This window comes from Rathayibacter sp. AY1E2 (assembly GCF_002932325.1).
Classification (GTDB): domain Bacteria; phylum Actinomycetota; class Actinomycetes; order Actinomycetales; family Microbacteriaceae; genus Rathayibacter.
In genome coordinates, this window is record NZ_PSVO01000008.1 from 65527 (window position 1) to 88673 (window position 23147).

Genomic DNA, 23147 nt, shown 5'->3' on the forward strand with positions numbered 1-23147 from the left:
CGGGGGTCTCCCGCGAGAGTGTTGACGTGCGCATGGCCCTCGCGCCGGGCGCAACGCGGCCTGGATCCGTGCCGGCCCCGTGACGCCCCGGTGTCCCGCCACCGGGACGATGCGGTTCCGCTCCCGTGGCGGGCATCTCCAGAGCAGTGGCGCGAGATAGCGCTCTCACCAGGACCTTCTCGCGTCCCTCCGCCGCTCGATGCGAGGTGGGAGCGCCGCCGCGGGTGTCCCTGAAGCGGGTCTGGCGGTCGCGCGGCGGACGCGGGAGGATGCACTCGCGCCTGCCCGCCCGCACGGTCCCCCGAAGGACCGCACCGCGCCCCCTCCACGGTGGTCCGATCCGGACCGCAGCACCCCCCTCACTCCTTCCGGTCAGGCTCCGCCGACCGAGCAGCCCTCTCCACGTCGGGATCCCATGTCCTCTCCTGCGCGCCACAGCCGCCGTCTCGTCCTCACCGGAGCCGCCCTCGGCGTCGGATCCGCCTTCGCCTACGCGATGACCGCGTCCGCGGCGCCCGACTACAGCGTGATCCCGCCGCTGCCCAACGAGCTCGGGCGCAGCGACACGGCGATCTCGCGCGTGGGGAAGAAGCCGTACCAGATCATCGACGTGATGATCGGCACCGACCGTGCGCGGCTCTTCGTCCCGCACACCGCGGTCCCGTCGCAGCGGATCGGCCGGGTCGTCTACTGGTACTACCACGCCAACGGGAGCACCTACGCGGCCCTGTCCGGCGCCTACCAGTACAGCGCCGACCAGGCCGTCGACAAGGGCGTCATCTCGATCTGCCCGAACTACGGCGGCAGCATCTACACGAACAAGCGGGCCGTCGCCATGCAGGTGGACGCGGTCGCCTGGTTCCAGAAGACGTGGCGGATCGGGGCGAGCTTCCTCCGCTCGAACTCCGGCGGTGGCGCACTGCTCTGCTGGGCGTACGGCAACAAGCTGGTCCCCGAGATCCGCGGCGCGTACCACGCGGCCGGCGTCTACGACATGGCCGACATGGCCCGCCGCGACCCGGAGCGCGTCCTGCCGGACTACGACAACGACCCCTCGACGATCCCGGCGACCGACCCCGCGCTGCTGCCGCAGGCCTCGTGGGCGGGGGCGCGGATCCGCACGACCGGCTCGACCGAGGACGTCCTCGTCCCCATCGCCGTCCACGGAGGGGCGTGGGTCGCGCTCGCGAAGCCCGTCGCGAAGGAGGCGGTGGTCCTCTACACGCCGACCGACGGCGCTCCGAACGGCCACAACGTGCCGAGCCTGACGAACAAGGACATGCTCGACACGTTCGACCGCTGGCTCGCGGAGCAGCCGGTCGTTCCGCTGCCCGACGAGCCCGCCTCGTCGATCCCCGGCGAGGGCACCTACCAGAACTACTCGCCGCTCATCACGACCGCGGGCACCTGGAGCACGATCTCCTCCTCCGCCGACAGCGGTGGGAGCATCAGCTACTCCAGCTCGGCCGGAGCGTCCGCGAGCTTCCGCTTCTCGGGCACGGGCGTCAGCTGGGTGAGCCGGATGACGGCGACCTCCGGCATCAACGAGGTGCTGCTCGACGGCGTCCTCGTCGCCACCGTCGACCGCTACAGCCCCACGACCCGCTCGGGTCAGACGGTGTGGACGAGCGGGCCGATCGCCGCCGGCACCCACACGGTCACGATCCGCCGCGGGACGACACGCAACCCGGCGTCCACCGGATCCACGCTGATCCTGGACGCCTTCGTCGTGACCGCGGGGACCGTCTCCACGTCGACCCCCACCCCCACCGCGACGGCGTCTCCGACCAGCACGCCGACGCCCACGGACACGCCGACGCCCACGGACACGCCGACGCCCACCGACACGCCCACTCCGACCGAGACCCCGACGGCCACGTCCACGCCCACCCCGACCTCGACGCTGCCGGCGGCGGGGACGTACCAGAACGGAGCCGCCGTCATCGCGACGGTCGGCACCTGGGCGACGCTCTCGAGCACCGCCGACAGCGGCGGCAGCATCTCGTACTCCAGCACCTCCACGGCCTCGGCGACCCTCCGCTTCCGGGGCACGAAGGTCAGCTGGGTGAGCCGGATCACCCCGACCTCCGGCATCAACGAGGTCCTGATCGACGGCGTGCTCGTCGCCTCCGTCGACCGCTACAGCGCCACGAACCGCTCGGCCCGCACCGTGTTCACCAGCAGCACCCTCAGCGCCGGCGAGCACACCATCACCATCCGCCGCGGCAGCAAGCGCAACGCCGCCTCCACGGGCAACTCGCTGATCCTGGACGCCTTCGTCGTCGTGTGAGCCGCTCGGGCACCCGAGCCGCCCGCGTGATTCCGGACAGAGGACGCGGGCGGGCTCGGGTGGTCGGGTGTGCGGGGGCTCGTGGAGGGGGCCCTTGTCGCTGAGGCGCTCGCTCGGCGCGCACCGCGTCGAGTCGCCCGAGGATGCAGCTGTTTCAGCGTTCTCGGAACCGTCTCGGGCACCTCAACGGGCCTCGCGAGAGGAGCCCGTGCGAGCATGCGGGGATGAGAACGCTGATCCTCGGAGGCACGGGCTGGCTCGGCGGGCACCTCGCGGCGGAGGCGCTGCGGCGCGGCCACGACGTGACCTGCCTCGTGCGCGGGACGGCCGTGCCCGCGGGGGTGTCTCTCGTCCGGGCCGACCGCGACCGCGAGGACGCTCTCGACGCCGTGGCTGCGGCACCGTGGGACGCGGTGATCGACGTCTCCTCGACCCCGCGGCACGTCCGCCGATCCGTCCGCGACCTGCGCTGCAGCGCCTACGTCCTCGTCTCGACCACGAGCGTCTACGCCGAGAACGCGGTCGTCGGCGCGGACGAGGACGCCGAGCTGCTCCCTCCCTCCGACGACCCCGCCTCGTACGGCGCCGCGAAGGCCGCCTGCGAGCAGACCGTGCTTGCCGGATCCGCGCCGTCCCTGATCGCGCGCGCCGGCCTGATCGGCGGCCCCGGCGACCCCACGAGCCGCTCCTCCTACTCGCCCTGGCGCTTCAGCGCGCGGTCCCGGCCCGTGCTGGTGCCGGATGCGCCCGAGCTGCCGACGTCCGTGGTCGACGTGCGGGACCTCGCCGCCTGGCTGGTGGCGTCCGCCGAGGCGCGGGTGGAGGGCGTGATGAACGTCTGCGGGACCCCCGTGCCGTTCGGCGAGCACCTCGCCGTGGCGCGCGGCGGGTCGTCCGCCGAGCCGGTCGCCGTGCCGGAGGAGTGGCTGCTCGAGCGCGGCGTCGGCCAGTGGGCGGGCCCCGGTTCGCTCCCGCTGTGGATCGCGGACCCGGACTGGCGCGGCATGAACGCCCGCTCGACGGCACGGGCCGAGGCCGCGGGCTTCGAGCGCCGCGAGCTCGCCGAGACGCTGCGGGACGCGGCGGCCGCGCACGTGCCGGGACGCGGCGCCGGACTGGGGGAGGAGCGGGAGCGGGAGCTGCTGCGGGAGTGGGGTGCGGGGCGGGATTGAGGCGGCGGGCCGTCTGGGCTGAGTCGATCGGACAGGGGCGGCTGGGGGAGTGCGGACATGCTCGGGCGGCAGTCATCCGCCCGAGCACGCGATCAGCGTGTGATCGGCGTCAGGAAACCCAGTACCCGCCGGATGCTCCGAGCACCACCTTCCCCTGCCGAACCGCATCGTCGATGGACTGAGCGACCAGACCGCGGATGTTGTCGGTCATGCGGAGGATTCCGAGAGTGGTCATCGTCGCCCTGACCAGGGCGTAGTGATCGATACCGGGCGTCGCGCGAACACACTGCGAGACGGCGTTCGCGGCCTCGAAGGGGTCGATGTGCTCGTACACCCGGTCGACTCCGAGGTAGACACCCGTCCGAGCCCCGTCGTAGTCGTCGGGCCCGAGACCCGCAGGCCAGAGGAATCCCGGATCCGCCAGGCGCCGGAAGTGCTCGGGGAAGCAGTCGACGATGCTGTCGACCCGGGCTGTGCTGACCTTGTTCAGCTCATAGGCCCCGGCGATGAGCTTGGCCGCGCGCGTCTCGTGGAGGGGCCCCTCCGCCTCGACCACCTCGGACACCAGCTCGGCGATGGCGCGGCGGGACGACTCTGCGGGGAGGGCGTTCAGCACGTCCTTCGACCCGACCACGCGTTCCCGCCAGGCGGTGTACGTCGTGATGCCGCCCTGTCCGTTCGCCCCGGGCCGCTCCGGTGCTGCGGGTACGGAGACGGGCTCGGAGCGTGATCGGAAGGTCCCGGCGACGACGTGGAAGCTCCGTGCCAGTTCCGGTGCGTCGGCGACGAGATCGACGACCTCGGGTTGTGGCGGGGTCGGAGCCGAGGGCTCGGCCTCCGGCAGCTCGACCTCAGGTGTCGACGCCTGCTCGTCCCGCACCAGATCGTCCGCTCGCCGGACCGCGTCCCGCAGGCGCTCGATCACCGCGTCGCGATCGGCCAGCCATTCCGGCAGCCACACCCGCTCGACGGCGGGCCAGCCCATCGCGTTCTTGAGCACGGCGCCGGGGAGTCCGTCGCGGTCGCTGACGGTGCGACGACGGCGCCAGGAGGCTCCGTCCAGCAGCACGGCGACGAGAGGCCGGCCGGGCCGCTCCGCGGTCGCCAGCGCGATGTCGACGCGGAACTCCGACAGGCCCACGTCGATGCGAGCGGCGAGGCCCGCCTCGATGAGGGCCGCGGCGAGCTCGTCGCGGTGCGCGTCGGGGTGCGGGAGCCTGTCGAGGGCGTCGTTCACTCCACCGGAGCCCGCCTGCGCGAGCTGCAGATAGGCCTTCAGGTGCTTCACACCGACGGACTGGGTGTCGTCCGCTCGCAGCTCGGCCGGGTCGAAGCTGCAGAAGAGGACGACCTCCCGGCGGGCGCGGGTGATGGCGACGTTCCAGCGCCGTTCGCCCCCGGCACGGGTGAGCGGGCCGAACTGCAGAGGGACCATGCCCTTCTCGTTCGCGCTGAACGCGATCGAGAACAGGATCGTGTCCCGCTCGTCGCCCTGCACGTTCTCGAGGTTCTTCACGAACAGCCCGTCGGTGACGTCGAGCGACCGGGCGATGCGGGGATCGGACGAGCTCCGGAGCAGGCCGTCGATCAGGTCGCGCTGCTGCGCGTTGAACGTGATGATGCCGAGGGACGGGACGACGTCCGGCGACGCGTCGAAGCGGCGGTGGACCTCGGCGACGATCGCTTCGGCCTCCGCCGCGTTCGTGCGCAGAGCCTTGCCTCGACCGGTGCGGATGAAGGTGCCCGCCACGCGGACGAAGGAGATGCCGTAGCCCTCCTGCCCGTCGCCGGCGTCATCGGCGTGCGGGGTCGGGAAGGACGAGAGCCGGCTGTCGTAGTAGCGGCTGTTGCTGAAGGCGATGAGCCGCTCGTCCTGGCTTCGGTAGTGCCAGGAGAGCCAGCGCGACGGGACCCTCGCCTGCGACGCCTCGGACAGGATCGACTCCTCGTCCACGACGGTGTCCGCCGGAAGCGTCTCGTCCTCGACCGCGCCCGTCTCGGCGAAGCTCGTCGGCGGCATCTGCTTGCTGTCTCCGACGATGACGGCGCTGCGCGCCCGTCCGAGCGCACCCACGGCGTCGGCGACCCGGACCTGCGACGCCTCGTCGAAGACGACGATGTCGTAGAGGTCCGCGTCGACCGGCAGGAACCGGGCGACCGACTCGGGACTCATCAGGGTGCAGGGCGCGAGCCGGGTGATGAGCGGACCGAAGTCGTTCATCAGGCGGCGCACCTTGAAGCCGCGCGCTTTGTACTCGAGCTGGCGCTTGAGCCCGCCCATCATCGATGCGGGAAGCGAGCTCAGGTCCCGACGGGCGAGCACCTGCGACGGGATGATGCGCGGCAGCTCGTTCCGCACGGCGCTGGCGCTGGTCGTGTAACGGCCGAGGAGCCGCTCGTGCGCGGCGGTCTGGAACCCGCCGAGCTCCGTGCTGGCCAACCGCTCATCGACCGAGGAGGCGGCGAGACCCTTCTCGAAGGCCAGGAGCGCGTCGTCGACGTCTCCTCCGCCCTCGAGGTACTGCCGGCGGGCCGTCGACATCCCCGCTTCCCGGAGCGGTTCGAGGCGCTCCAGGAAGGCCAGCCAGGTCTCGAGCGAGCGGACAGCACCTCGCCCGCTGCCGCGCTCGGTCGCGGACTGCCGCCAGGCCTCCACGACGGGTCTGCCGCCGGCCCAGTCGGACAGCTCCTCCGACGGTGCTCCGGCGACCTGCAGCAGGGAGCGGTGGGCGTCGATGAAGCGCTGCAGTGCCGCGCCCAGGACCGCGCGGTCGGGACGGGCGTAGACCGACCGGATCAGGTCGCGGTCGACCGCTCCGTTCGCCTCCTCGCCGACCACGACGAGCCGTCGCAGGGTGCGCAGCACGCCGATCTCGGCCGAGATCCGACGGAGGGTCTCGCCGTCGAAGGCGTTCCACCGCTCGGGGGCGATCGGTGCGGGAACCTGCCGGACGAGCTCGCGGAGGTAGAGGGCGTGCTGACGAGCGAGGAGGACGCGGTCGATCAGGGCGACGAGGCCGTCGAGAGGAACGCTCTCCGGTCCGGAGCGGAGGTACGGAGCGAGGCGGTCGCGGACCGACCGGCGCAGCTTCTTGCGCGCGAGCAGCCCGGCTCCGTCCGCGGCGACCGCCGCCGCCCGGATGTCGTCCAGGTCCGCGTCGATCACCCTCTCGTGGATGACGTCGAGCACGTCGAAGCGGAGCGGGGCGAGGCGCCGGAGCTCCTCCTGCGCGTGGGCGAGGTGCGCGTCCCATCCCTGCTCGATGAACAGGTCGAGCGTGGCGAGCGGCCGTTCGTCCGCCTCCGAGGCGCGGATCGCCGGCTCGAGCAGTGCCGGGTCGGACGCCGCCGCCAGCGCCGGTGCCGGGAAGTCGAGGCGATCGAGCTCGAGGAGCACTGCGTCCAGTTCGTCGGCCGCGTCGGCGACCTCCCCGGCGAGGCCGGGGGCGAGGCGGGAGGGGGAGACGAAGGACCACGGGTGCCCAGGCCGAGGCCGGGCCGCGTGGAAGTCGTCCGGGAGCAGCCGCAGCGCCCGCCGGATCGAGTCGAACTGCTCGAGCGTGCCGTTCTCGACGAACCGGCGCGGCACGTCGAGAGCCTGGATGTGCTCCTCGGCGAGGACCTCCCGCTGGTGCGCTTCGTAGAGGGAGTATCCGGCGCCGTTCTCCTCGTGCACGTGGTCGGCGTAGCGGCGCAGCTGGCGCGTCGTCGACTCGACCGTGTCCTGCTGGATCGCGAAGCCGTGCGAGTCGGGCTGCACCGAGAAGTCGAGCGCGGCGCGGATCTGCGCCCGGGCCTCGGCCGGACGGGCGCCCTTGTCGTGGAGGTCGAGGCAGAAGGGGCCGAGCCCGACCTCCTCCAGGCGCCGCTTCACGACGTCGAGTGCCGCCCGCTTCTCGGCGACGAAGAGGACGCGCTTGCCCTCGGCGAGCGACCTCGCGAGCAGATTGGTGATGGTCTGCGACTTGCCCGTCCCGGGAGGGCCCTCGAGGACGAACGTCTTCCCGGCCACTGCGGCCGCGACGGCTTCGAGCTGCGAGGCGTCGGCAGGAACCGGCACCTGGGCGGAGAGCTCGTCGAGATCGAGGTCGAGCTCCTCGCCCGCCGGGTCCTCGAACGCCTCGAGCGGCGTGTTGATCAGATGGGAGACGAGGGGATTGCGGGCCAGGACCTCCCACTGCTCGTCGAGGTCACGCCACAGCCGGAACTTGGCGAACTGCAGCACCGCGAGGTCGACCGTCTCCTCGACGCGGAAGGGAAGGCCGCGCTCGGTCAGGGTCGCTCGCACGGAGTCGAAGACGGCGCGCAGGTCGATGCCCGACTCGTCCTCGGCCGGCGCGGCGAGGCCGGGCAGGTCGAGTCCGACGCTGACCTTGAGCTTCTCCACCAGGCAGAAGTTGGGAGTCGACGAGCCGGACTCGTCGAGCGTGATCGTGAAGACGGAGCCGCGGGCCGTCTCCTTGATCGTGACCGGCACGAGGACCATCGGCGACCTGAGCTCCCGGTCGTCGAGCGTCCAGTGCAGAGTCCCGAACGCGAGGTAGAGGTTGTTCGCGCCGGTCTCCTCGACGATCGTCTTCGCCGACGCGGCGAACTTGCGGAGCTTGTCGGTGTAGGCGGCGGCGGTGACATTGACGAAGACCTGCTTCTTGTCGAACAGCATCTCCGTCCGGATCTCGCTCGGCAGGTCCTTCCCGTTCTGCATTCCGCGCTCCCGGGCGATCTCGGAGACGTTGTCGGACGGCACCAGCTGAATCGGGGTCGCCTGATTGATCACATCTTCGAAGCGGGCGAGATCCGTTCCCGGCACGGCCAGCGAGAAGCCCGCGCGGTCCGTGTAGTTGATCAGTCGATTGCGGAGGCTCAGGTCGAGAAGCGCGTTCTTCCAGGTCGCGACGCGGGCCGGGCCGGTGGTCGTGTCACGCCTGCGACCGCGCCCTGCACCGGCGAAGTCGAACACGATCTCCGAATCACCGGGCTTGTACTCGTGCACGGTCACGACGCCTTCGGACGTCACCGCCCGACTCGGCAGAGGATAGACGCCGCCGTTGCGAGCCTCTCTGATGTCAGCGACACCCTTCAGGTCATCGCTCTTGTCGGCGAGCTCTTCGCGGGCTTCGCGATGGGCTTGGGCGATGGTCGCGGACTCTCCGGTGAGCATGGTCGTCTCGACGACGCGGATCAGATCGCTGTCGGCGAGGTTGATGGCCGTGCCGACATCGATCGACGCTGCGGCACCGAGAGTGCGATCGACTCGCCAGTAACCCAGGAAGATGTGCCCCTTGGTGAGCCAGAGAGTGCTGTTGATGCCCGCCTGCTCGAGAACAGCGGCGAGCGTCAGGGTGGTGTCGAGACAGGTGCCGAGTCGCCCGTCCAGCACCTCAGCGGGCGTTCGAGTCTTCTGACCACCTTCCCTACGTCCGTCCTCAGTCACTCTGCCCCAGCTTGCGGGCGGTTCGGTGTACGCGATCTTCCTGGCTCTGATCGCGTCCCAGACCGCCTCTGCGATCGCATCGACCCGGGTCGGGTCCTGGGTCTGATAGCCGTTGAGCGCTGAGTTCCCCGTCGCCTCGCCGAGGAGGTCCGCTGCCTCGCGCAGCACCTTCTCGACGACGACCGCATTCGGCTGCACGAAGGACGGAAGAAGCTCCAGCCCGAGCTGAGTCGGAACGAGCCGCCACTCGCTGGCAGCGAGAACCAGTACATCGACGTTCGTGCTCGCGACCTTGTCGCCGTCGGCGGTCCGGAGTGTCGCGCGGATGCTTCCCGACCGCCGTTGCTCGACTGCGAGCATGCGCTGGGGGTCGAGAGTGAGGGCGACGTTCTCCAGGTCCTTGTCCTGCTCGGCACCCAGGTCGAGACGGATGGTGCGCGGGCCTCCCAGCGAACCGTGCGCGTCCACGACCTCCAGATCGAGAGAGGCACCGCGGAGTTCGTCCCCGCCGTTCCTGATCAGCACGCGCTTGACCGGTTGGATCCGAGCGCTGGCCATCGCGTAAGAGAGCTCGTCGTGGGTCTCGAGCTGGATGGTGATGCGAGGAGCCGGTGGAACCTCGTCGACCACCACTGTCAGCCCCTCGTAGCGGGCCGCTCCGCGCGGGCGCCGCAACGGAGGCTCGCTCGTGGGAGTGCTCGGCGCATTCATGCCCTCGACGGGCGTGTCCTCTGAGCCTGAAGCCACCGATGCCGGCTCGGTCGCCGTCTCGCTTCCCGCCGCCGTCTCGGCCGGTGCGACCTCGGTCCGCGAGGGCGGCGCGACCTCGGCGAGGTCGGCCTTCTCCACGCCGTCGGCCTCCGCCAGGATCCGGCCCCGCACCTCGCCCAGCTCCTTTGCGAGGTGGTCCATCGCGACCTCCTGCAGCAGGGTCTGAGCGGCCTGAATGGCACGATTGGTCATCGGGCGGTCGAACTGCTCACCGTGGGCCCAGAGATTGCGCACCTTCCGGAGGTATTTGAGAGATCCCTCCGCCAGAGGCGATATCGCGCGGGTGAACGGCCGACCCAGGGGATCGAGATCCGAGGTGAGCAGTCGCACCAGCTGATTGAAGTCGCGCTCGCCGTATCGCTGGTTCCTGTTCTGAGGGTTCGGGTTGGCCTCGTCGTGACGTCGGAGGACGACGGTCCAGTCCTCATCCGGCCCGATGTGGGACGCCAGCACGCTGTTCACCGTCGGGAGCAGTCCGTCGACGACCGCATTCAGTGCTCGGTCGACGAGTCGGCGGTACTCGAGATCATTCATTCGACGGAATCCCCCTCAGGTCCGCGGCGCGGCGCGACACGGCGTCGGTCGATCCTATTGATGCGCACGCATACTCGCGATCCGGCACGGAAGAACTGCTCATCCCTCTCCGGCACCGGGCCGGCCATCACGTACGGGTGTTCGTGAGATGACGTCCGATGTATCCGATGTAGATCCTCCCGGAGCGATCCGTGTCGTCGAAGTAGTGCATCCTCGGCGCGAAGGAGTCGTTCGTCGACACCTTGAAGTGCGCAGGCATCAGGACGGATCCCGATGGGTGCACGTCGTCCGGAACCGGCAGCACTCGTTCGCGCGCCCAGGCGGCGTTCGCGAGGACCGACTCGCTCTCAGTCGCCGCGTGACGCGAGGCCGGGCACTTGAAGCCGGCTGGGGCACTGTCGGAGGTCAGGTACGTGTGGACCGTGCCGCGTTCCCAGCCGCTCGCCTTCGCCTCCGCATAGTCGTGCAGGACGTGCACGAACTCCCAGACCTTCGAGGAGTACTGTCCGAGGCCGTCCCGCTTGTCGACCTCCTCGGCGTCGGAAGCGCGTCCGCAGAACACGACCCGCTTCGCGATGGAGGCTCTCTCGGGGTCCGAGGTCTCATCGGGCAGCAGAGTGGCGATGACCTCCGACATCGAGCCCGGCGGCTCCCACCGCGCATCGAGCGGCACGTCGAGCTTCTCGAAGGCCTGGAGTGCGGCGAGCTGCTCGCGGAAGTATCGAGCCTCGCGCTCGGCTCGGCGCAGTGCTTCGCTCTCGACCGCGAGATCGAGGAACACTGAGTCGATCCGCTGGTTGAGCTCGGTGTTCTCCTTCGTCAGGGCGGCCTGCTCGCGACCCTGGCGCTCGAGCTCCTCCTCGGCGACGAGCACCTCGGACGCTCGGGTCTCGATGAACTGGTCGAGAAGATCGATCGTCCTCTCGTCGGCGTCGTCCCGGTGGAGCCAGCGGTTGACCAGCCCGCGGACCCGGGTCAGGAGGGGGACGCCGACAGGACGGGCGTCGGACTCCGGGAGATCGTCGGCGAAGGACAGAAGGCTCTCCAACGACGTACCCGCATCGACCGACGATCGAGCAGAGACCGGCGCCGGAGCCGGCGCGGGTGCGGGCGGGACTGCCGGATCCGGAGCGGCGACGCGGGCGTCGACGAGAGCCCGTCGGTGCACTTTGTTCTCCGCCTGCGCCAGCTCCTCCATGGCGAGTCGAACATCGTCGGGTAGACCGAGGGCGAGGAACCGCCTTTTCATCGCGGCCGCATGCGTCACCTGGAGGCGTTCCGAGACGTGCCCGTTGGAGATCGACCGTGCGAAGGTGGCGGGCCCGAGGACGCGGTGCCGGAGGGCGTCCTGACGGGAAGTGAGATCGACGTCCGGCAGGAAGGTCCGCACTCGTCCACGAGGCACCTGGTGGCTGTCGGGGAGGCGCTGCTCGAACAGCTCAGCAGCTGACGCGCTGACGACGAAGGTCGTCGCCACCCCGTGGCTCTTCTTCGTGAGGCTCGCGACGATGCGGGTGAACTGCTGGTCGGTCTCGGAGTCGACCGATGTCGCGACGATCACCGAGCAGGTCCGAGTGGGGTCGGTGAGGGCGGCGATCACGTCGGCCACTCCTCCGGCGTCCTGGATGAGGACGGGCGCCGCCGTGAGCCGCGTCCGTCCCTCGACCACGACGGCGTCGCGGAGCAGCGTGCCGACGATGTTCGGAGGTGCGACGACTTCGACCGGATCGGCGTCACCCTGACCCGTGACGCCGGCCTCGACGACCAGGGACTGCGTGAATCCGGGGGACCCGGGCGCGGAGATCGCCAGGACGGAGACGTCGAACGTCTTACCCGAGTTGGTCTCCGAGAACCGGTAGCGGCGGAGCCATCTGCTGTTCGTCGGATCGTCGCGATGGGTGGCGATGAGTCGACCGCTCCCACCCAGATCGAATTCGCCCTCCCCGACCCACTCGGCCTTCTCGAGTCTGCCGCGCTTCGACCCCGACCGGAGTTTGGATCTCAACCACTCCTGGAGAGCCTTCTCCGCCACGTCGATCGCATCGGCCGAATCGTCCAGCCTGAGTACGGCTCTGTATCCGATGACCATGCCTGACCCCCTGTTTCTCGTCACGGTAGCGGACTGCTCCGACAACGATCCGCCGGTCGTCCTCGACGAACCGGCCGTATCCGGTCCACGGCGGTCGAACCTCCGACCCGACTGCACATGCGCCACCCGCCGGTCCGACAAGTGGGGATCGGGGGTATTTCCGATGTCGGGGGAAACACTCGTCCGCTCTCCGCGGTCGAGCCGGGGTAGGGGCCATGGCCTGCCTGGAGCTTCTCCGGTTCATGCTGTGGTGCTCCGGTAGCGTGCGCAGATGTCTCCTTTCAAGGAACTCCATTTCACCGAGCACGACGTCAGGGACGGGGGATCGCTCGCACTCTTCGTCGAGGATCGCTCCCGATGCGGCATCTACTGGCTGGACTTCGAAGACGGCGCCTCCTATGTCGGTCAGTCCGTGAACGCGCGTACTCGTCTCGCGTCTCATCGGCGTCGGTGGAGCGACGTGACCACCGCACGATTCGCGGAATGCCGACCTGAACGCCTGGACGAACTCGAACTCGCTGTGATCCAGCACGTCCAGAAGACACGACCTCTACGGAACGTTCTCCTCACATCCCGTCCCGGTGGGCTCGACGACCTGATCGTCACCGTCAGGGAGGGCGCATCCCTCGCGTTGCCCTGGGAGCGCGAGCGCCGCGGTCGACTTCTCGAGGAGACGGTCGCTCCGCTCAGTGGGAGACAGACGAATGCGAGCTGGGAACGACTGCGTCTCCATGAGGACTATTCCGGCCTCGTCTCCTCCTTGAGGACGTTGCTCCTCGAGTCGTTCCCCAGTCCGGCACAGACGCAGGAGCTCCTGTGGACGCTGACGGCTCTGCCCTCCACGAACCGGAGCGCCGGGTGGCGACGTCTGTGCACACTCAGTGCCGGACGTCTGGAGATCCTGCGAGTCTTCGAGGAGACCCTGAACGGCCGGAAGGCTCTGCGCTGGTTCCTCAATCTGCATCCTGAGGCGTCGGGGAGGAGAGTGCGATCGGCTCTGGCGCACGTGGACGCTCCGGACTCGACGGTTCGACGAGTCCCCTATAGGGCGGTATCGGAGCGGGTGTGGACGATCGACGCCGTGGGGCTCGATTCGTTGGACGCGGTTCTGAAGGACGAACACGTTCTGAACGAGGTCTACCGTCTCGTCGTCATGCTGATGAGGCAGGGCATGAACCCGCTCCGACGTCACCACAATCACCAATTCGCCACTGATGTCCTCAAGACATCGGGGACGATCCCGATCGAGTCATGAGGGCTGCGCCGACGGCGGCATCGCTGAGAGCCGATCGGCGTACCCCGACACCGCTCCCTCGAGAGACACCGGCGCCGGGGACGACCACCCGGGATTCGACGGATCAGTCGCGATTCCGCTTGAACAGCCCTACGACCTTCCCGCCGACGGCGTCGGCGGCGCCCGCCACTGCAGACGCGGCGCCCTTGACCGCGGTGAGCGCCTGAGCCTCGTCCGGGATGCCGTCGCCGTCGAGGTCGACGCTGCGGAACGGCCTCGACAGCGCGCCGGCCGCACTGGCAGCTCCCTCACCCACAGCGCCGGCGGTACCAGCGACCCAGGTCCCGGTCGACCTGGCCGCGTCCTCGAGCGCCGCGAGGGCGCGGTTCGGCTCCGCGTCCTCGTCCTCCCCGTCGACGACCTCCACGTGGGCGAGGTGCACGGGGAACTCCTCGGGCGCCTCCGGGAAGGCGGCGCGGGACGCGGCGATGACCTCGCGACCGAAGACGAAGCGGACGATCCCTCCCGACAGCGCACCGACTCCGTAGTCGACCGCCGCTTGCTGCTTGCCGCTCAACGTGTCGCGGACGCCGGCGAGCTGGCCGGTCTGGATGGTCTGGACGAGTTCCTGGGCGCCACCGGCAGGGAGGGACCTCGCGAGAGTGCTCGCCCAGGGGGAGCGCTCGACGGTCTTCGACGGGCCGGTGACCGTGTCGCCGGTGGAGACGGCGGCGACGTCGGATGCCATGGCCGCGATCTGCGCGCCTCCCACCCGATCGTTCGTCAGACCGTAGACCAGCGCCTGCGCTTGATCCTTGTCGAGGTCCATCCCGTGTATGTCGGCGATCGCCAGCGCGAAGATCGCTGTGATCTCGAACTGCAGCTGCTCGTCTCCGGCGGGGAGGAGGCTCGCGGCCCGCTGCGCACCCGACTTCGCGGCGCCGAGGGCGACGTTCTTCGCGGCCGTCTTCACAGCGGCCTTCGTCGCCTCCTTCGTCGCCTTCTTCGCGGCCTGCGTGCCGGCGCTCTTCACTCCGGCGGCAGCGGCTCCCACTCCGGGGATCATCGCGATGCCCACGTCGGCCGCGATGGCGCCCGCCGAGATCAGGGCGCCCGCAGCGGTGATGGAGGTGCCGTAGTGGCGCTCGAGCATCCGCACCAGTTCGGCGGGCGTCGCATCGGGGCGCCTGCGCCGCAGCCTCAGGACGTACTTGCGCGCGATCGTGTGGCGGGCGCTGACCGCCTTCGCGATGTCGTGGACGGCCTCCTCCGCTGGGAGCTCGGTCTGAAGCGTGATCGGTTCGACGGCGATCGCCTCGTCGACGGTCTCGGTGGTCTGGTCCTCGGTCATGGTCGTTCCCCTCTGTTGGTTCGTGTTCAGCCGGCGGGCTGCCGCTCGAAGCGGTGTGGTGGTGGCGTCGCGCGATGATCGGTGAATCAGGCCGACGTCGGTTCTGGCGATGTCGGGGTCAGCGTCTCAGACCTCGAGGTGTCGTCCGCTGCCACGAACACACGGTTCACAGCGCCGCCTCCCGCTCCGTCGCGTACCGCGGGGCCATCGACTCCATCTGCTCCATCACGAGCTTGATGGCGCCGGCCTGCTGGTCCGGCGGGTACCGGTAGCGCACGAGGAGCCGCTTGATCGAGGAGCGGAGCTTCGCGCGGACGTCGTCGCGGACCGTCCAGTCGGTGCGGACGTCGCGGCGCATCGTCTGCACCAGCTCGCGCGCGATCTGCGCGAGCGTGTCCTCGCCCTGCAGCGTCACCGCCGACTCGTTCTGCGCGACCGCGTCGTAGAAGGCGACCTCGTCGCTGCTCAGCGGAGGGTCGAACCGCTTGCCGCGGTCGGCCTCGTCCGAGATCTCGCGGGCCAGCTCGACCATCGCTGCGATGACCTCGGCCGAGGTCAGCTGCTGATTCGTGTACTTCGTCATCAGCTCCGCGATCCGAGCGGAGAACGCCTGGCTGCGCACGACGTTGTTGCGGGTCGCCGCGCTCGACTCGTCGACGAGGAGCTTGCGCAGCGCCTCGATCGCCAGGTGCGGGTTGCGCGCCTTCTGCGTCTTCTCGACGAACTCGGGAGTGAGCTGGTCCAGGGACGGCTTCGGCATGCCGGCGGCGTCGTAGATGTCGAGCACCTCGCCGGTCGCGGTCGCCTGGGCGAGCAGTTGCCCGAGCAGGCGCTCGATCTCGGCGGGGATCGGCTCGCCGTTCGCGTGGCGGTCCTCGGCGTCGAACTTCGCCATCCAGATCCGCACGTCCTCGTAGAACGAGATCTCGGGACGGAGCTCGGCGAGATTCTGCGCGCCCGAGGCGAGCGCCCACGCGCGCGAGAGCTTGCTCGCGAGCGCGCGAAACCGTGCCGCCGGATCCTCTTGGCCCTCGGCGGTCGACTTCGACCGCGAACGGAGGAAGTTCACCGCACCGGAGGCGGCATTGAGATACGCCTTGGGGTGCGGGGACGACGCCTCCGTCTTCCAGTCGTGGTCGGCGAGGAGCTCGCGCAGCTCGGCGACCATCTCGATCGCGATCCCGACGGCCTCGTCGATGTTGCGGCCGACGGGCTTCTCGGCCTGGTCCGCCGCGGTGTACTCGGCGAGAGCGGCCGTGAGGTTGTCGACCAGCGGGGCGTAGGCGACGAGCAGGCCGTCCTGCTTGCCGCGGAAGGTGCGGTTGACGCGCGCCAGCGTCTGCATGAGCAGCGCACCCTTGAGCGGACGGTCGAGGTAGAGGGTGTGCAGTGGCGGCGAGTCGAAGCCGGTGAGCATCATGTCCTTCACGATGACCAGCTCGAGCTCGTCGTCGACGTCCTTCATCCGCTTCTTGACCGTCGCGTTCTGCGAGTCGCGGCGCACGTGCTCGACGACAGGCGAGACGTCGGAGGGAGTGCCCGAGTAGACGACCTTGATGCGGCCGCCGGCGAGGTCATCGGAATGCCACTCCGGCTTCAGTGCCACGATCGCCGAGTAGAGGCGGGCGCAGATCTCGCGCGTCGCCCCCACGATCATCGCCTTGCCGGGCGAGGCGATGGCCGCCTTCATCCGCTCGCTGCGCTCGCTCCAGTGCTGCACGATGTCGGCGGCGAGGGCGTCGATCCGCTCGGGGGCACCGTAGAGGGCGTTGATGACGGCGACGCTCTGCTCGATCCGGGTCCGCTCGGTCTCGTCGAGACCCACGGTGAACTCGTCCGCGGCCGCATCGATCTGCTCCTGGCTCACGCCCTCGGCCAGCTCGACCTTGATCAGGCGCGGCTCGAACGAGACGGGCACCGTGGCACCGTCCTCGACCGCGCGGCTGAGGTCGTAGATGTCGATGTAGTCGCCGAAGACCTCGCGGGTGTCGCGGTCGTCGAAGCTGACCGGGGTCCCGGTGAAGGCGATCAGCGTGGCGTTCGGCAGGGCGTTGCGGAGGTGCCAGGCGTAGCCGTCGAGGTCGTCGTAGTGGCTGCGGTGCGCCTCGTCGACGATCACGATCACGTTGCGCCGGTCCGACAGCAGCGGATGTGCTGCCTTCGCCTCGCGCTCCTCCTTGCTGAGTCCGAACTTCTGCAGGGTCGTGAAGTAGATGCCACCGGTGAGCCTGTTACCGATCTGCTCCCGCAGCTCCGCTCGGCTGGTGACCTGCTTCGGCTTCTCGGGCAGCAGGAGGCTGCGCTCGAATCCGGAGAAGAGCTGCCCGTCGAGCTCGGTGCGGTCGGTGATGACGACGACCGTGGGGTTCTTGAGGTGCGGGTGCCGGGCGACGAGGTTCGTGTAGAGCTCCATCTCCATCGACTTGCCCGAGCCCTGCGTGTGCCAGACGACGCCCGCCTTGCCGTTGCTGTCGACCGCGGTGATCGTGCGGCCGACGGCCTTGGCCACCGCGAAGTACTGGTGCGGCTTGGCGATGCGCTTCTCGAGGCCCTCGGCGCCCTGGTCGAAGGCGGTGTAGTGACGCAGGATCTGCAGGAACCGCGTCTGGTTGTAGAGCCCGTCGAGGGCGCGCTCGAGCGGAGTGACGACGTTGCCGTCCTCGCGCTCGTCGCGGCCGACCGGTTTGCCTTCCTCGTCGACGTTCCACGGCGCGAAGTGGTTGAGCGGAGTGAAGGGGGTGCCGTACTGCGCCTCGAGCCCATCAGAGGCGACGGTGAAGACGCAGAACCGGAACGCGAGCGGGAACTCGCGCAGGTAGGTCTGCAGCTGCGCGTGCGCGGCGGCGACCTTCGCCGCGTCGCTGCCGGCCTTCTTGAGCTCGAGGATGCTGACCGGCATGCCGTTGAGGTAGAGGACGAGATCGAAGCGCCGCTTGTGATCGCCCTGCTGGATCGTGACCTGGTTGACCGCCAGCCAGTCGTTGTCGTCGGCTTCCGCGGCGAGGAGCCGCACGGTGACGTTGCGCTCGACGCCGTCGGCCTCGAGGTAGGACAGGCGGTACCCCTCGACGAAGAAGCGGTGGATCCGGTGGTTCTCGGTGATCGCGTCCTGCGAGGAGGGAGTCGCGATCTCGGCCGCCGCCTGCGCCAGATAGGTCGGCGGGATCGTCGGGTTCAGCTTCTGCAGCGCCGTCATCAGACGAGGGCGGATGAGCAGCTCGGCCCACGAGTCGCGCTCACCCGTCCCCGGGGCGATCTGCTCACCGCGGAGCGGCTGCCACATCAGGTGCTCCTCGCCGAGCCTGTCGAGCGCGAGCTCCTCCCACTGCGCCTCCGAGAACCCGGCCATCAGAGCACGTCCTCGACCGCGCGCTCTGCGTCCCTGACGTGGAGCTTGCCGGACATGAGGGCGGGGAGAAGAGTGTCGCGGAGTGCTTCCAGCCGTGACGCTTCCGCAAGGGAAATGTCAATTGTCTGTCGGAGCAACGACGCCTTCTCGTTGAAAGTTTTCAGGTCTACTTTCCCTGGATCGGGCATCGGGCAGTTGACGATAACTTTTGCATTCATGTTCGACTGGACGGACCCTTGCTTGGAGAACTGCACGTAGTCCAAATAAGCCTGCGATTGAAGGAAGTGATAAACGAATGCACTTTGAGTGGGGTCGTGGACTTTAAGGCGAACCAGATAAGACGCGAACACCGCTTCCAGCGGGTCGGAGGAGATCCACGCCGACTTTCCAGGATCGGCCATTCGGGCGACGACGATGTCGCCGGGAGCTAACTTGTACCTAATCATGTCCGCGGGACTCGGATCGCAAAATGGGACTGATTCCCACGTAATCCAAGGGCGCTTATTTATATCCGTCACACGAAGTAGTTGCGCGGGTCCGCCCGTGGCCGGAGTTGTGAGGCCGTATTGTGTTGCCACAAGGTCACCTAGGAGCACCGAGCCGCCGGCATTCCGACTGACTTGCGAGTATAGAGCGGCGGAGAGGGCCCATGACGCATGCGCGGTGCGCTGATTGGCGGCAATCTTGTCGTCGAGTGCGCCCAGCACCTCCGCGATCGCAATCTGGTCGCTCCTGGTGGGAATCTCGAGAGCGAGAGAACCCATGTCAGAAAGATTAATGTAGGCCGCCATGTCGGTGTTGTTCATCCGGTCGCGAGCCTGGCTCCAGAATTGCTCGCTCTGCAACCAGTAGAAAAGCCATCTCCTATCGATACAAGATCCGTCGGCAATTCGGAAGTAGCAGACCTGTGGGCTGTAAACGGCTTGTCGCGGTAAGGACGGGACTATCGCGATTCGGCCGACCGTTCCTTTTGTGGTCAAGACGATGTCGCCTTCCATCGCCTCCTTCGCGCCGATGGCTCGCCTTCTAGACGCATGAACGAAATCGCTTCCGTCGAGTTTGATCGATCCGTTACTGATGTCGGCGACGCGTAGGATCTGGAACCCGGATGTGGCGAGTTCACTTCGTTGCGTCCGATAGCCATCGCTGTAGTGGAGTTCACCGGCTGCGGAGAGTGCGGCGATGGTGGTGACGCTCACAGCACACGCTCCAGCTGCTCGCGCACGACCGCGGCGAGGCGGTCGGACTCGTCCATCGCCGCGAGGAGCTCGCCGCGCAGACGCGCGATCTTCTCCTCCAGCGGCTCCCCGTCGTCGGCCAGTTCGGCCGCTCCCACGTAGCGCGCCGGCGTGAGCGCGTAGTCGTTCGCCGCGATCTCGGCGTTCTTCGCCGAGTAGCAGAAGCCCGCCCTGTCCTCGTAGGCGGCTCCGCCGGCGGAACGTGTGCCGCGCCAGGCGTGCACGGTCCCCGCGATCGTCGCGATGTCCTCGTCGCTCAGCGCCCGCTCGGCGCGGTCGACCATGTAGCCCATGTTCCGCGCGTCGATGAAGAGCACCTCGCCGCGGCGGTCGGCGACGCCTCCGCGCCCCGGCGTCTTGTCCTTCGCCAGGAACCAGACGCAGACCGGGATGCCGGTGCTGCGGAACAGCTGCGTCGGCAAGGCGATCATGCACTGCACCAGGTCCGCCTCGACGAGCTGGGCGCGGATGGCGCCCTCGCCGCCGGAGTTCGACGACATCGAACCGTTCGCCATCACGACGCCGGCGCTGCCGCCGGGGGCGAGCTTCGAGACGATGTGCTGGATCCAGGCGTAGTTCGCGTTGTTCGCCGGCGGCACTCCGTAGGCCCAGCGCGGGTCCTCTTCGTTGCGCGCCCAGTCCTTCACATTGAACGGCGGGTTCGCGAGCACGAAGTCGGCCTGCAGCTGCGGGTGCTGGTCGCGGCGGAAGGTGTCCTCCCAGCGCGGGCCGAGGTTGCCGTTCAGGCCGTGGATGGCGAGGTTCATCTTCGCGAGCCGCCAGGTCCGCTCATTGAGCTCCTGTCCGTAGACGGAGAGGTCACTGCCTTCGCGGTCGTGCGCCTCGAGGAACTTCTCGGTCTGCACGAACATGCCGCCCGACCCGCAGCACGGGTCGTAGATCCGGCCCTCGTGCGGCTCGAGCACCTCGACGAGCACCCGGACGACGCTCGATGGCGTGTAGAACTCGCCGCCGCGCTTGCCCTCGGCGCGGGCGAACTTCTCGAGGAAGTACTCGTAGACCTCGCCGAGCAGGTCGCGGGCCCGCGTCGATCCCTCGCCGGTGAAGCGCGCGGAGTTGAAGATGTCGACGAGCTCGCCGAGACGTCGCTGATCCACGCTGTCGCGGTTGAAGATCTGCGGCAGCGTTGCGGCGAGGCCGCTGTTGTGCTCCATCAGGAGGCCCATGGCCGCGTCGACCAGCTCTCCGATCGACCGCGCGGGCTCGGCGGCGGTCGCCTCGGTGCCCTTCGCGTTCTCGGCGAGGTGGCTCCAGCGCGCGGGCGCCGGCACCCAGAACACCCCGCGTCCCACGTACTCGTCGACGTCGTCGATCAGCTCGGCGATCTGGTCCTCGTCGAGGCCGTCGGCGGTCAGCTCGGCACGGATCTGGGCGCGGCGCTCCTCGAAGGCGTCGGAGACGTACTTGAGGAAGACGAGCCCGAGGATCACGTCCTTGTACTGCGAGGCGTCCATCGAGCCGCGGAGCTTGTCGGCGGCCTTCCACAGCGTGTCCTTCAGCTCCTTCATCGTCGACGGGGCGAGGGGGACGGCGGTCTTGGCGAGGCGGGGTGCCATCAGCTGCCTTTCTGTGCGGTGCCGTCGACGTCGTCGGCGGCGGTCTCGGTGCGGGTGGGAAGAAGAGGGTGGCGGATGCTGCCGTGCACGGCGCCGTCCGCGATCAGGGTCTCGAGCTCGTCGAGGGCCTGGAGTCGACGCTCGGTCTCGGCCCGCAGCTCGATGATGCGCGACAGCGCCGACATCAGGGGCGGGACGCGCTCGGGCACGACCCGGCGGACCGTCCAGTCGCGCCAGCGGCGGGAGCCCGGGGGCCGACCGGCGATGTCGGCCGCGAGCAGGTCGGGAACGAGGCCCGAGTCCGGATCCACGATCGAGAGGATGCGGGCGGGGGAGGCGACGACGGAGCCGCCCTCGTGGTCGACGATCGCGGCGAGCGGCGAGGTGCAGAAGACGATGTCGCCGGGCTGCGTGCGCGCTGATCGTCCGTGCGCCCGCTCGAACTCGAGGATCCCGACGCGGCGCGAGCCCCGCTCGGTCTCGCCGAGGAGCTCGGGCAGACCGAGCACGCCGTGGCCGGTGGTTCCGATCTCGGCCTCGGTGAGGCGGGTGCCCGCGCGGTAGCGCAGAGCCTTCGAGGTGCACAGGGTGCCGATCGACTGCGGAGAGAGCGACGCGACCTCGGCGTCGGCCGCCACCGGCTCGGCGGCCAGGTCCGCGACCCTCCCGCCGACGACCCCGAGGAGATGCTCGATCCGGACGGCTCGCGCAGCGGCGGCGTCGAACGGGACACGACCCACTTGCGGCCCGCGGCTGCGCTGCGTCAGGAGGGAGCCGGACTGGGCGAGGACCGCGGTGGCGGCCTCCACTCGGCCGAACGCGAAGGCGTGCGCCCTCAGATCGGCCGCCCGGCCCATCGTGGCGAAGACGTCGCCGACGATCAGTGACCGCACCGCCGTGTCGAGCGTCCGCTCACCGACGTCGGCGAGCAGGGTCCACCGCCGACCCTCCTCGACTCTGCCGTCGGCCGGGCCCACGACCCACAGGGCGAGGGACTGACGGGGATGAGCGGGGAGAAGGCCCTCGGGGAGTCGGACGATCGCCCCGATGCGGCCGTCGCGCAGCGCGTCTCGCCGAATGTTCGCTGCGGCGGCCGGCAGGCGATCGCAGAGTGCCGCGGCCGGGCCGATGATCACCCCGCGCTGGGTGGAGGGCATGCCGAGCAGGAGCTCGTCGATCGCCTCCAGCACGGGGACGGCCGCGGTCGTCGTCGCCCCCTCGTGCGGGAACTGCGCGACGAGTGTCTCCACGGCGCTCCCGCTCGTCTCCTCGTCGAGGCTGAGGTCGCGCCAGCGGACACCGTGAGCGGCGAGCCGTCGGCGCGCGCGGCGTCCGGCGCTCGCGTCGGACGGAGCTCCGAGGACGGCGTCGATCTCGCCGCCGTCGCCCGCGCGGATGCCGACGGAGATGATCAGCGCTGCGCAGACGCCGGTCGGGTCGACCACGGTCCCGGTGGCGTCGCCTCCTGCGAGGACGAGGGCGAGGTCGGCGACGAGAGCTTCCGCCTCCGGGTCGAGTGCGGTGCGCTCGGGAGCGGCCGGCCGTGCCCGGTCGAAGGCCGCGCCGGGAGTCCAGGCCGCCTCGACAGCGGCATCGGCCTCGAGGGCGGCTGTCACGAGGTGGGGTCCCAGCGCCTCGATCTCGGAGACGAGCCAGGCGTCGCCGGGGTCGATTCCGCGAGCGGTCGCGACGAGATCGTCGACGGCGGCCAGCTCCTCGCCGAGCTGCGCGCGCAGAGCGACGAGGGCGTCGAAGGCGTCGGGCTCGCGATCCGCTGCTCGACCGAAGGAGAGGACGTCCGCAGTCGCGTCCGGGTTGTTGCCCTTCGTGGTGGCAGCGAGCCACGCGGAGACGTCACCGGCGGAGAAGCGCTCCGAGCCGACCGCTCCAGTCACGGGCGCGGGGAACGGCGCGGCGCTGCCGCGAGCCCGTGAGCGCCAAGCCGAGACCGTCGGGCGCTGGACGCCGGCGAGCGCGGCGATGTCGGACAGGGACAGCAGGGTGTCGGTCATCGCTCCTCCTCGGTCGGTGCGGGTCGGTGTCTCGAAGCTACTGGGTCCTGACCCCCAGTGGCTTTAATCATCGATAAGGGGGCTTATCGCTGTTTG

10 protein-coding genes are annotated in these 23147 nt (G+C 69.5%); 3 read left to right on the top strand and 7 right to left on the bottom strand.

The genetic code is table 11. From position 1 onward, the window contains the following. The first annotated feature begins 415 nt into the window (after nt 1-415). Both C5C49_RS16955 and C5C49_RS08335 read left to right on the top strand, forming a co-directional pair. Nucleotides 416-2290, top strand: a complete 1875-nt coding sequence (locus C5C49_RS16955; protein ID WP_181135738.1) for a hypothetical protein — start codon at nt 416-418, stop codon at nt 2288-2290. A 224-nt stretch (nt 2291-2514) separates the two neighbouring features. Continuing rightward, the gene (locus C5C49_RS08335; RefSeq protein WP_104345908.1) at nt 2515-3462 is read left to right on the top strand and encodes an NAD-dependent epimerase/dehydratase family protein; all 948 of its coding nucleotides are present in this window, start codon (nt 2515-2517) and stop codon (nt 3460-3462) included. A 109-nt stretch (nt 3463-3571) separates the two neighbouring features. Here the strand turns inward: C5C49_RS08335 and C5C49_RS08340 are convergent, their stop codons facing one another. Together C5C49_RS08340 and C5C49_RS08345 are read right to left on the bottom strand one after the other, a co-directional pair. Next, a complete protein-coding gene (locus C5C49_RS08340) occupies nt 3572-10201 on the bottom strand; it encodes a DUF4011 domain-containing protein (RefSeq protein ID WP_104345909.1) in 6630 nt (2209 codons plus the stop codon). Between the two features lie 127 nt (nt 10202-10328). Then, complete coding sequence (locus tag C5C49_RS08345; RefSeq protein WP_146084867.1) at nt 10329-12206, bottom strand: hypothetical protein; 1878 nt, start codon at nt 12204-12206, stop codon at nt 10329-10331. A 355-nt stretch (nt 12207-12561) separates the two neighbouring features. Between C5C49_RS08345 and C5C49_RS08350 the strand changes: the two genes are divergently transcribed. After that, a complete protein-coding gene (locus tag C5C49_RS08350; protein WP_146084868.1) occupies nt 12562-13545 on the top strand; it encodes a GIY-YIG nuclease family protein in 984 nt (327 codons plus the stop codon). 103 nt (nt 13546-13648) lie between these two features. On the opposite strand, the gene C5C49_RS08355 is transcribed toward C5C49_RS08350, so the two are convergent. From C5C49_RS08355 to C5C49_RS08375, 5 genes are all read right to left on the bottom strand, one after another. Continuing rightward, the gene (locus tag C5C49_RS08355; protein ID WP_104345912.1) at nt 13649-14875 is read right to left on the bottom strand and encodes a hypothetical protein; all 1227 of its coding nucleotides are present in this window, start codon (nt 14873-14875) and stop codon (nt 13649-13651) included. 166 nt (nt 14876-15041) lie between these two features. Then, the gene (locus C5C49_RS08360; RefSeq protein WP_104345913.1) at nt 15042-18224 is read right to left on the bottom strand and encodes a type I restriction endonuclease subunit R; all 3183 of its coding nucleotides are present in this window, start codon (nt 18222-18224) and stop codon (nt 15042-15044) included. Beyond that, nucleotides 18224-19423, bottom strand: coding sequence for a restriction endonuclease subunit S (locus C5C49_RS08365; protein WP_146084869.1), 1200 nt, complete (start codon nt 19421-19423; stop codon nt 18224-18226). Before C5C49_RS08365 ends, C5C49_RS08360 begins: the two co-directional genes overlap by 1 nt. Next, the gene (locus C5C49_RS08370) at nt 19420-21039 is read right to left on the bottom strand and encodes a class I SAM-dependent DNA methyltransferase (protein ID WP_219814581.1); all 1620 of its coding nucleotides are present in this window, start codon (nt 21037-21039) and stop codon (nt 19420-19422) included. Before C5C49_RS08370 ends, C5C49_RS08365 begins: the two co-directional genes overlap by 4 nt. Further along, on the bottom strand, nt 21039-23051 hold the full coding sequence (locus tag C5C49_RS08375) for a hypothetical protein (RefSeq protein WP_104345915.1): 2013 nt from the start codon (nt 23049-23051) through the stop codon (nt 21039-21041). Before C5C49_RS08375 ends, C5C49_RS08370 begins: the two co-directional genes overlap by 1 nt. Nucleotides 23052-23147: the final 96 nt, after the last annotated feature.

Bases quoted from the DNA above. Each gene is read 5' to 3' on its own strand.
- C5C49_RS16955 (WP_181135738.1), top strand. From the start codon at position 416: ATGTCCTCTCCTGCGCGCCACAGCCGCCGTCTCGTCCTCACCGGAGCC.
- C5C49_RS08335 (WP_104345908.1), top strand. From the start codon at position 2,515: ATGAGAACGCTGATCCTCGGAGGCACGGGCTGGCTCGGCGGGCACCTC.
- C5C49_RS08340 (WP_104345909.1), bottom strand. From the start codon at position 10,201: ATGAATGATCTCGAGTACCGCCGACTCGTCGACCGAGCACTGAATGCG.
- C5C49_RS08350 (WP_146084868.1), top strand. From the start codon at position 12,562: ATGTCTCCTTTCAAGGAACTCCATTTCACCGAGCACGACGTCAGGGAC.
- C5C49_RS08355 (WP_104345912.1), bottom strand. From the start codon at position 14,875: ATGACCGAGGACCAGACCACCGAGACCGTCGACGAGGCGATCGCCGTC.
- C5C49_RS08360 (WP_104345913.1), bottom strand. From the start codon at position 18,224: ATGGCCGGGTTCTCGGAGGCGCAGTGGGAGGAGCTCGCGCTCGACAGG.
- C5C49_RS08370 (WP_219814581.1), bottom strand. From the start codon at position 21,039: ATGGCACCCCGCCTCGCCAAGACCGCCGTCCCCCTCGCCCCGTCGACG.
- C5C49_RS08375 (WP_104345915.1), bottom strand. From the start codon at position 23,051: ATGACCGACACCCTGCTGTCCCTGTCCGACATCGCCGCGCTCGCCGGC.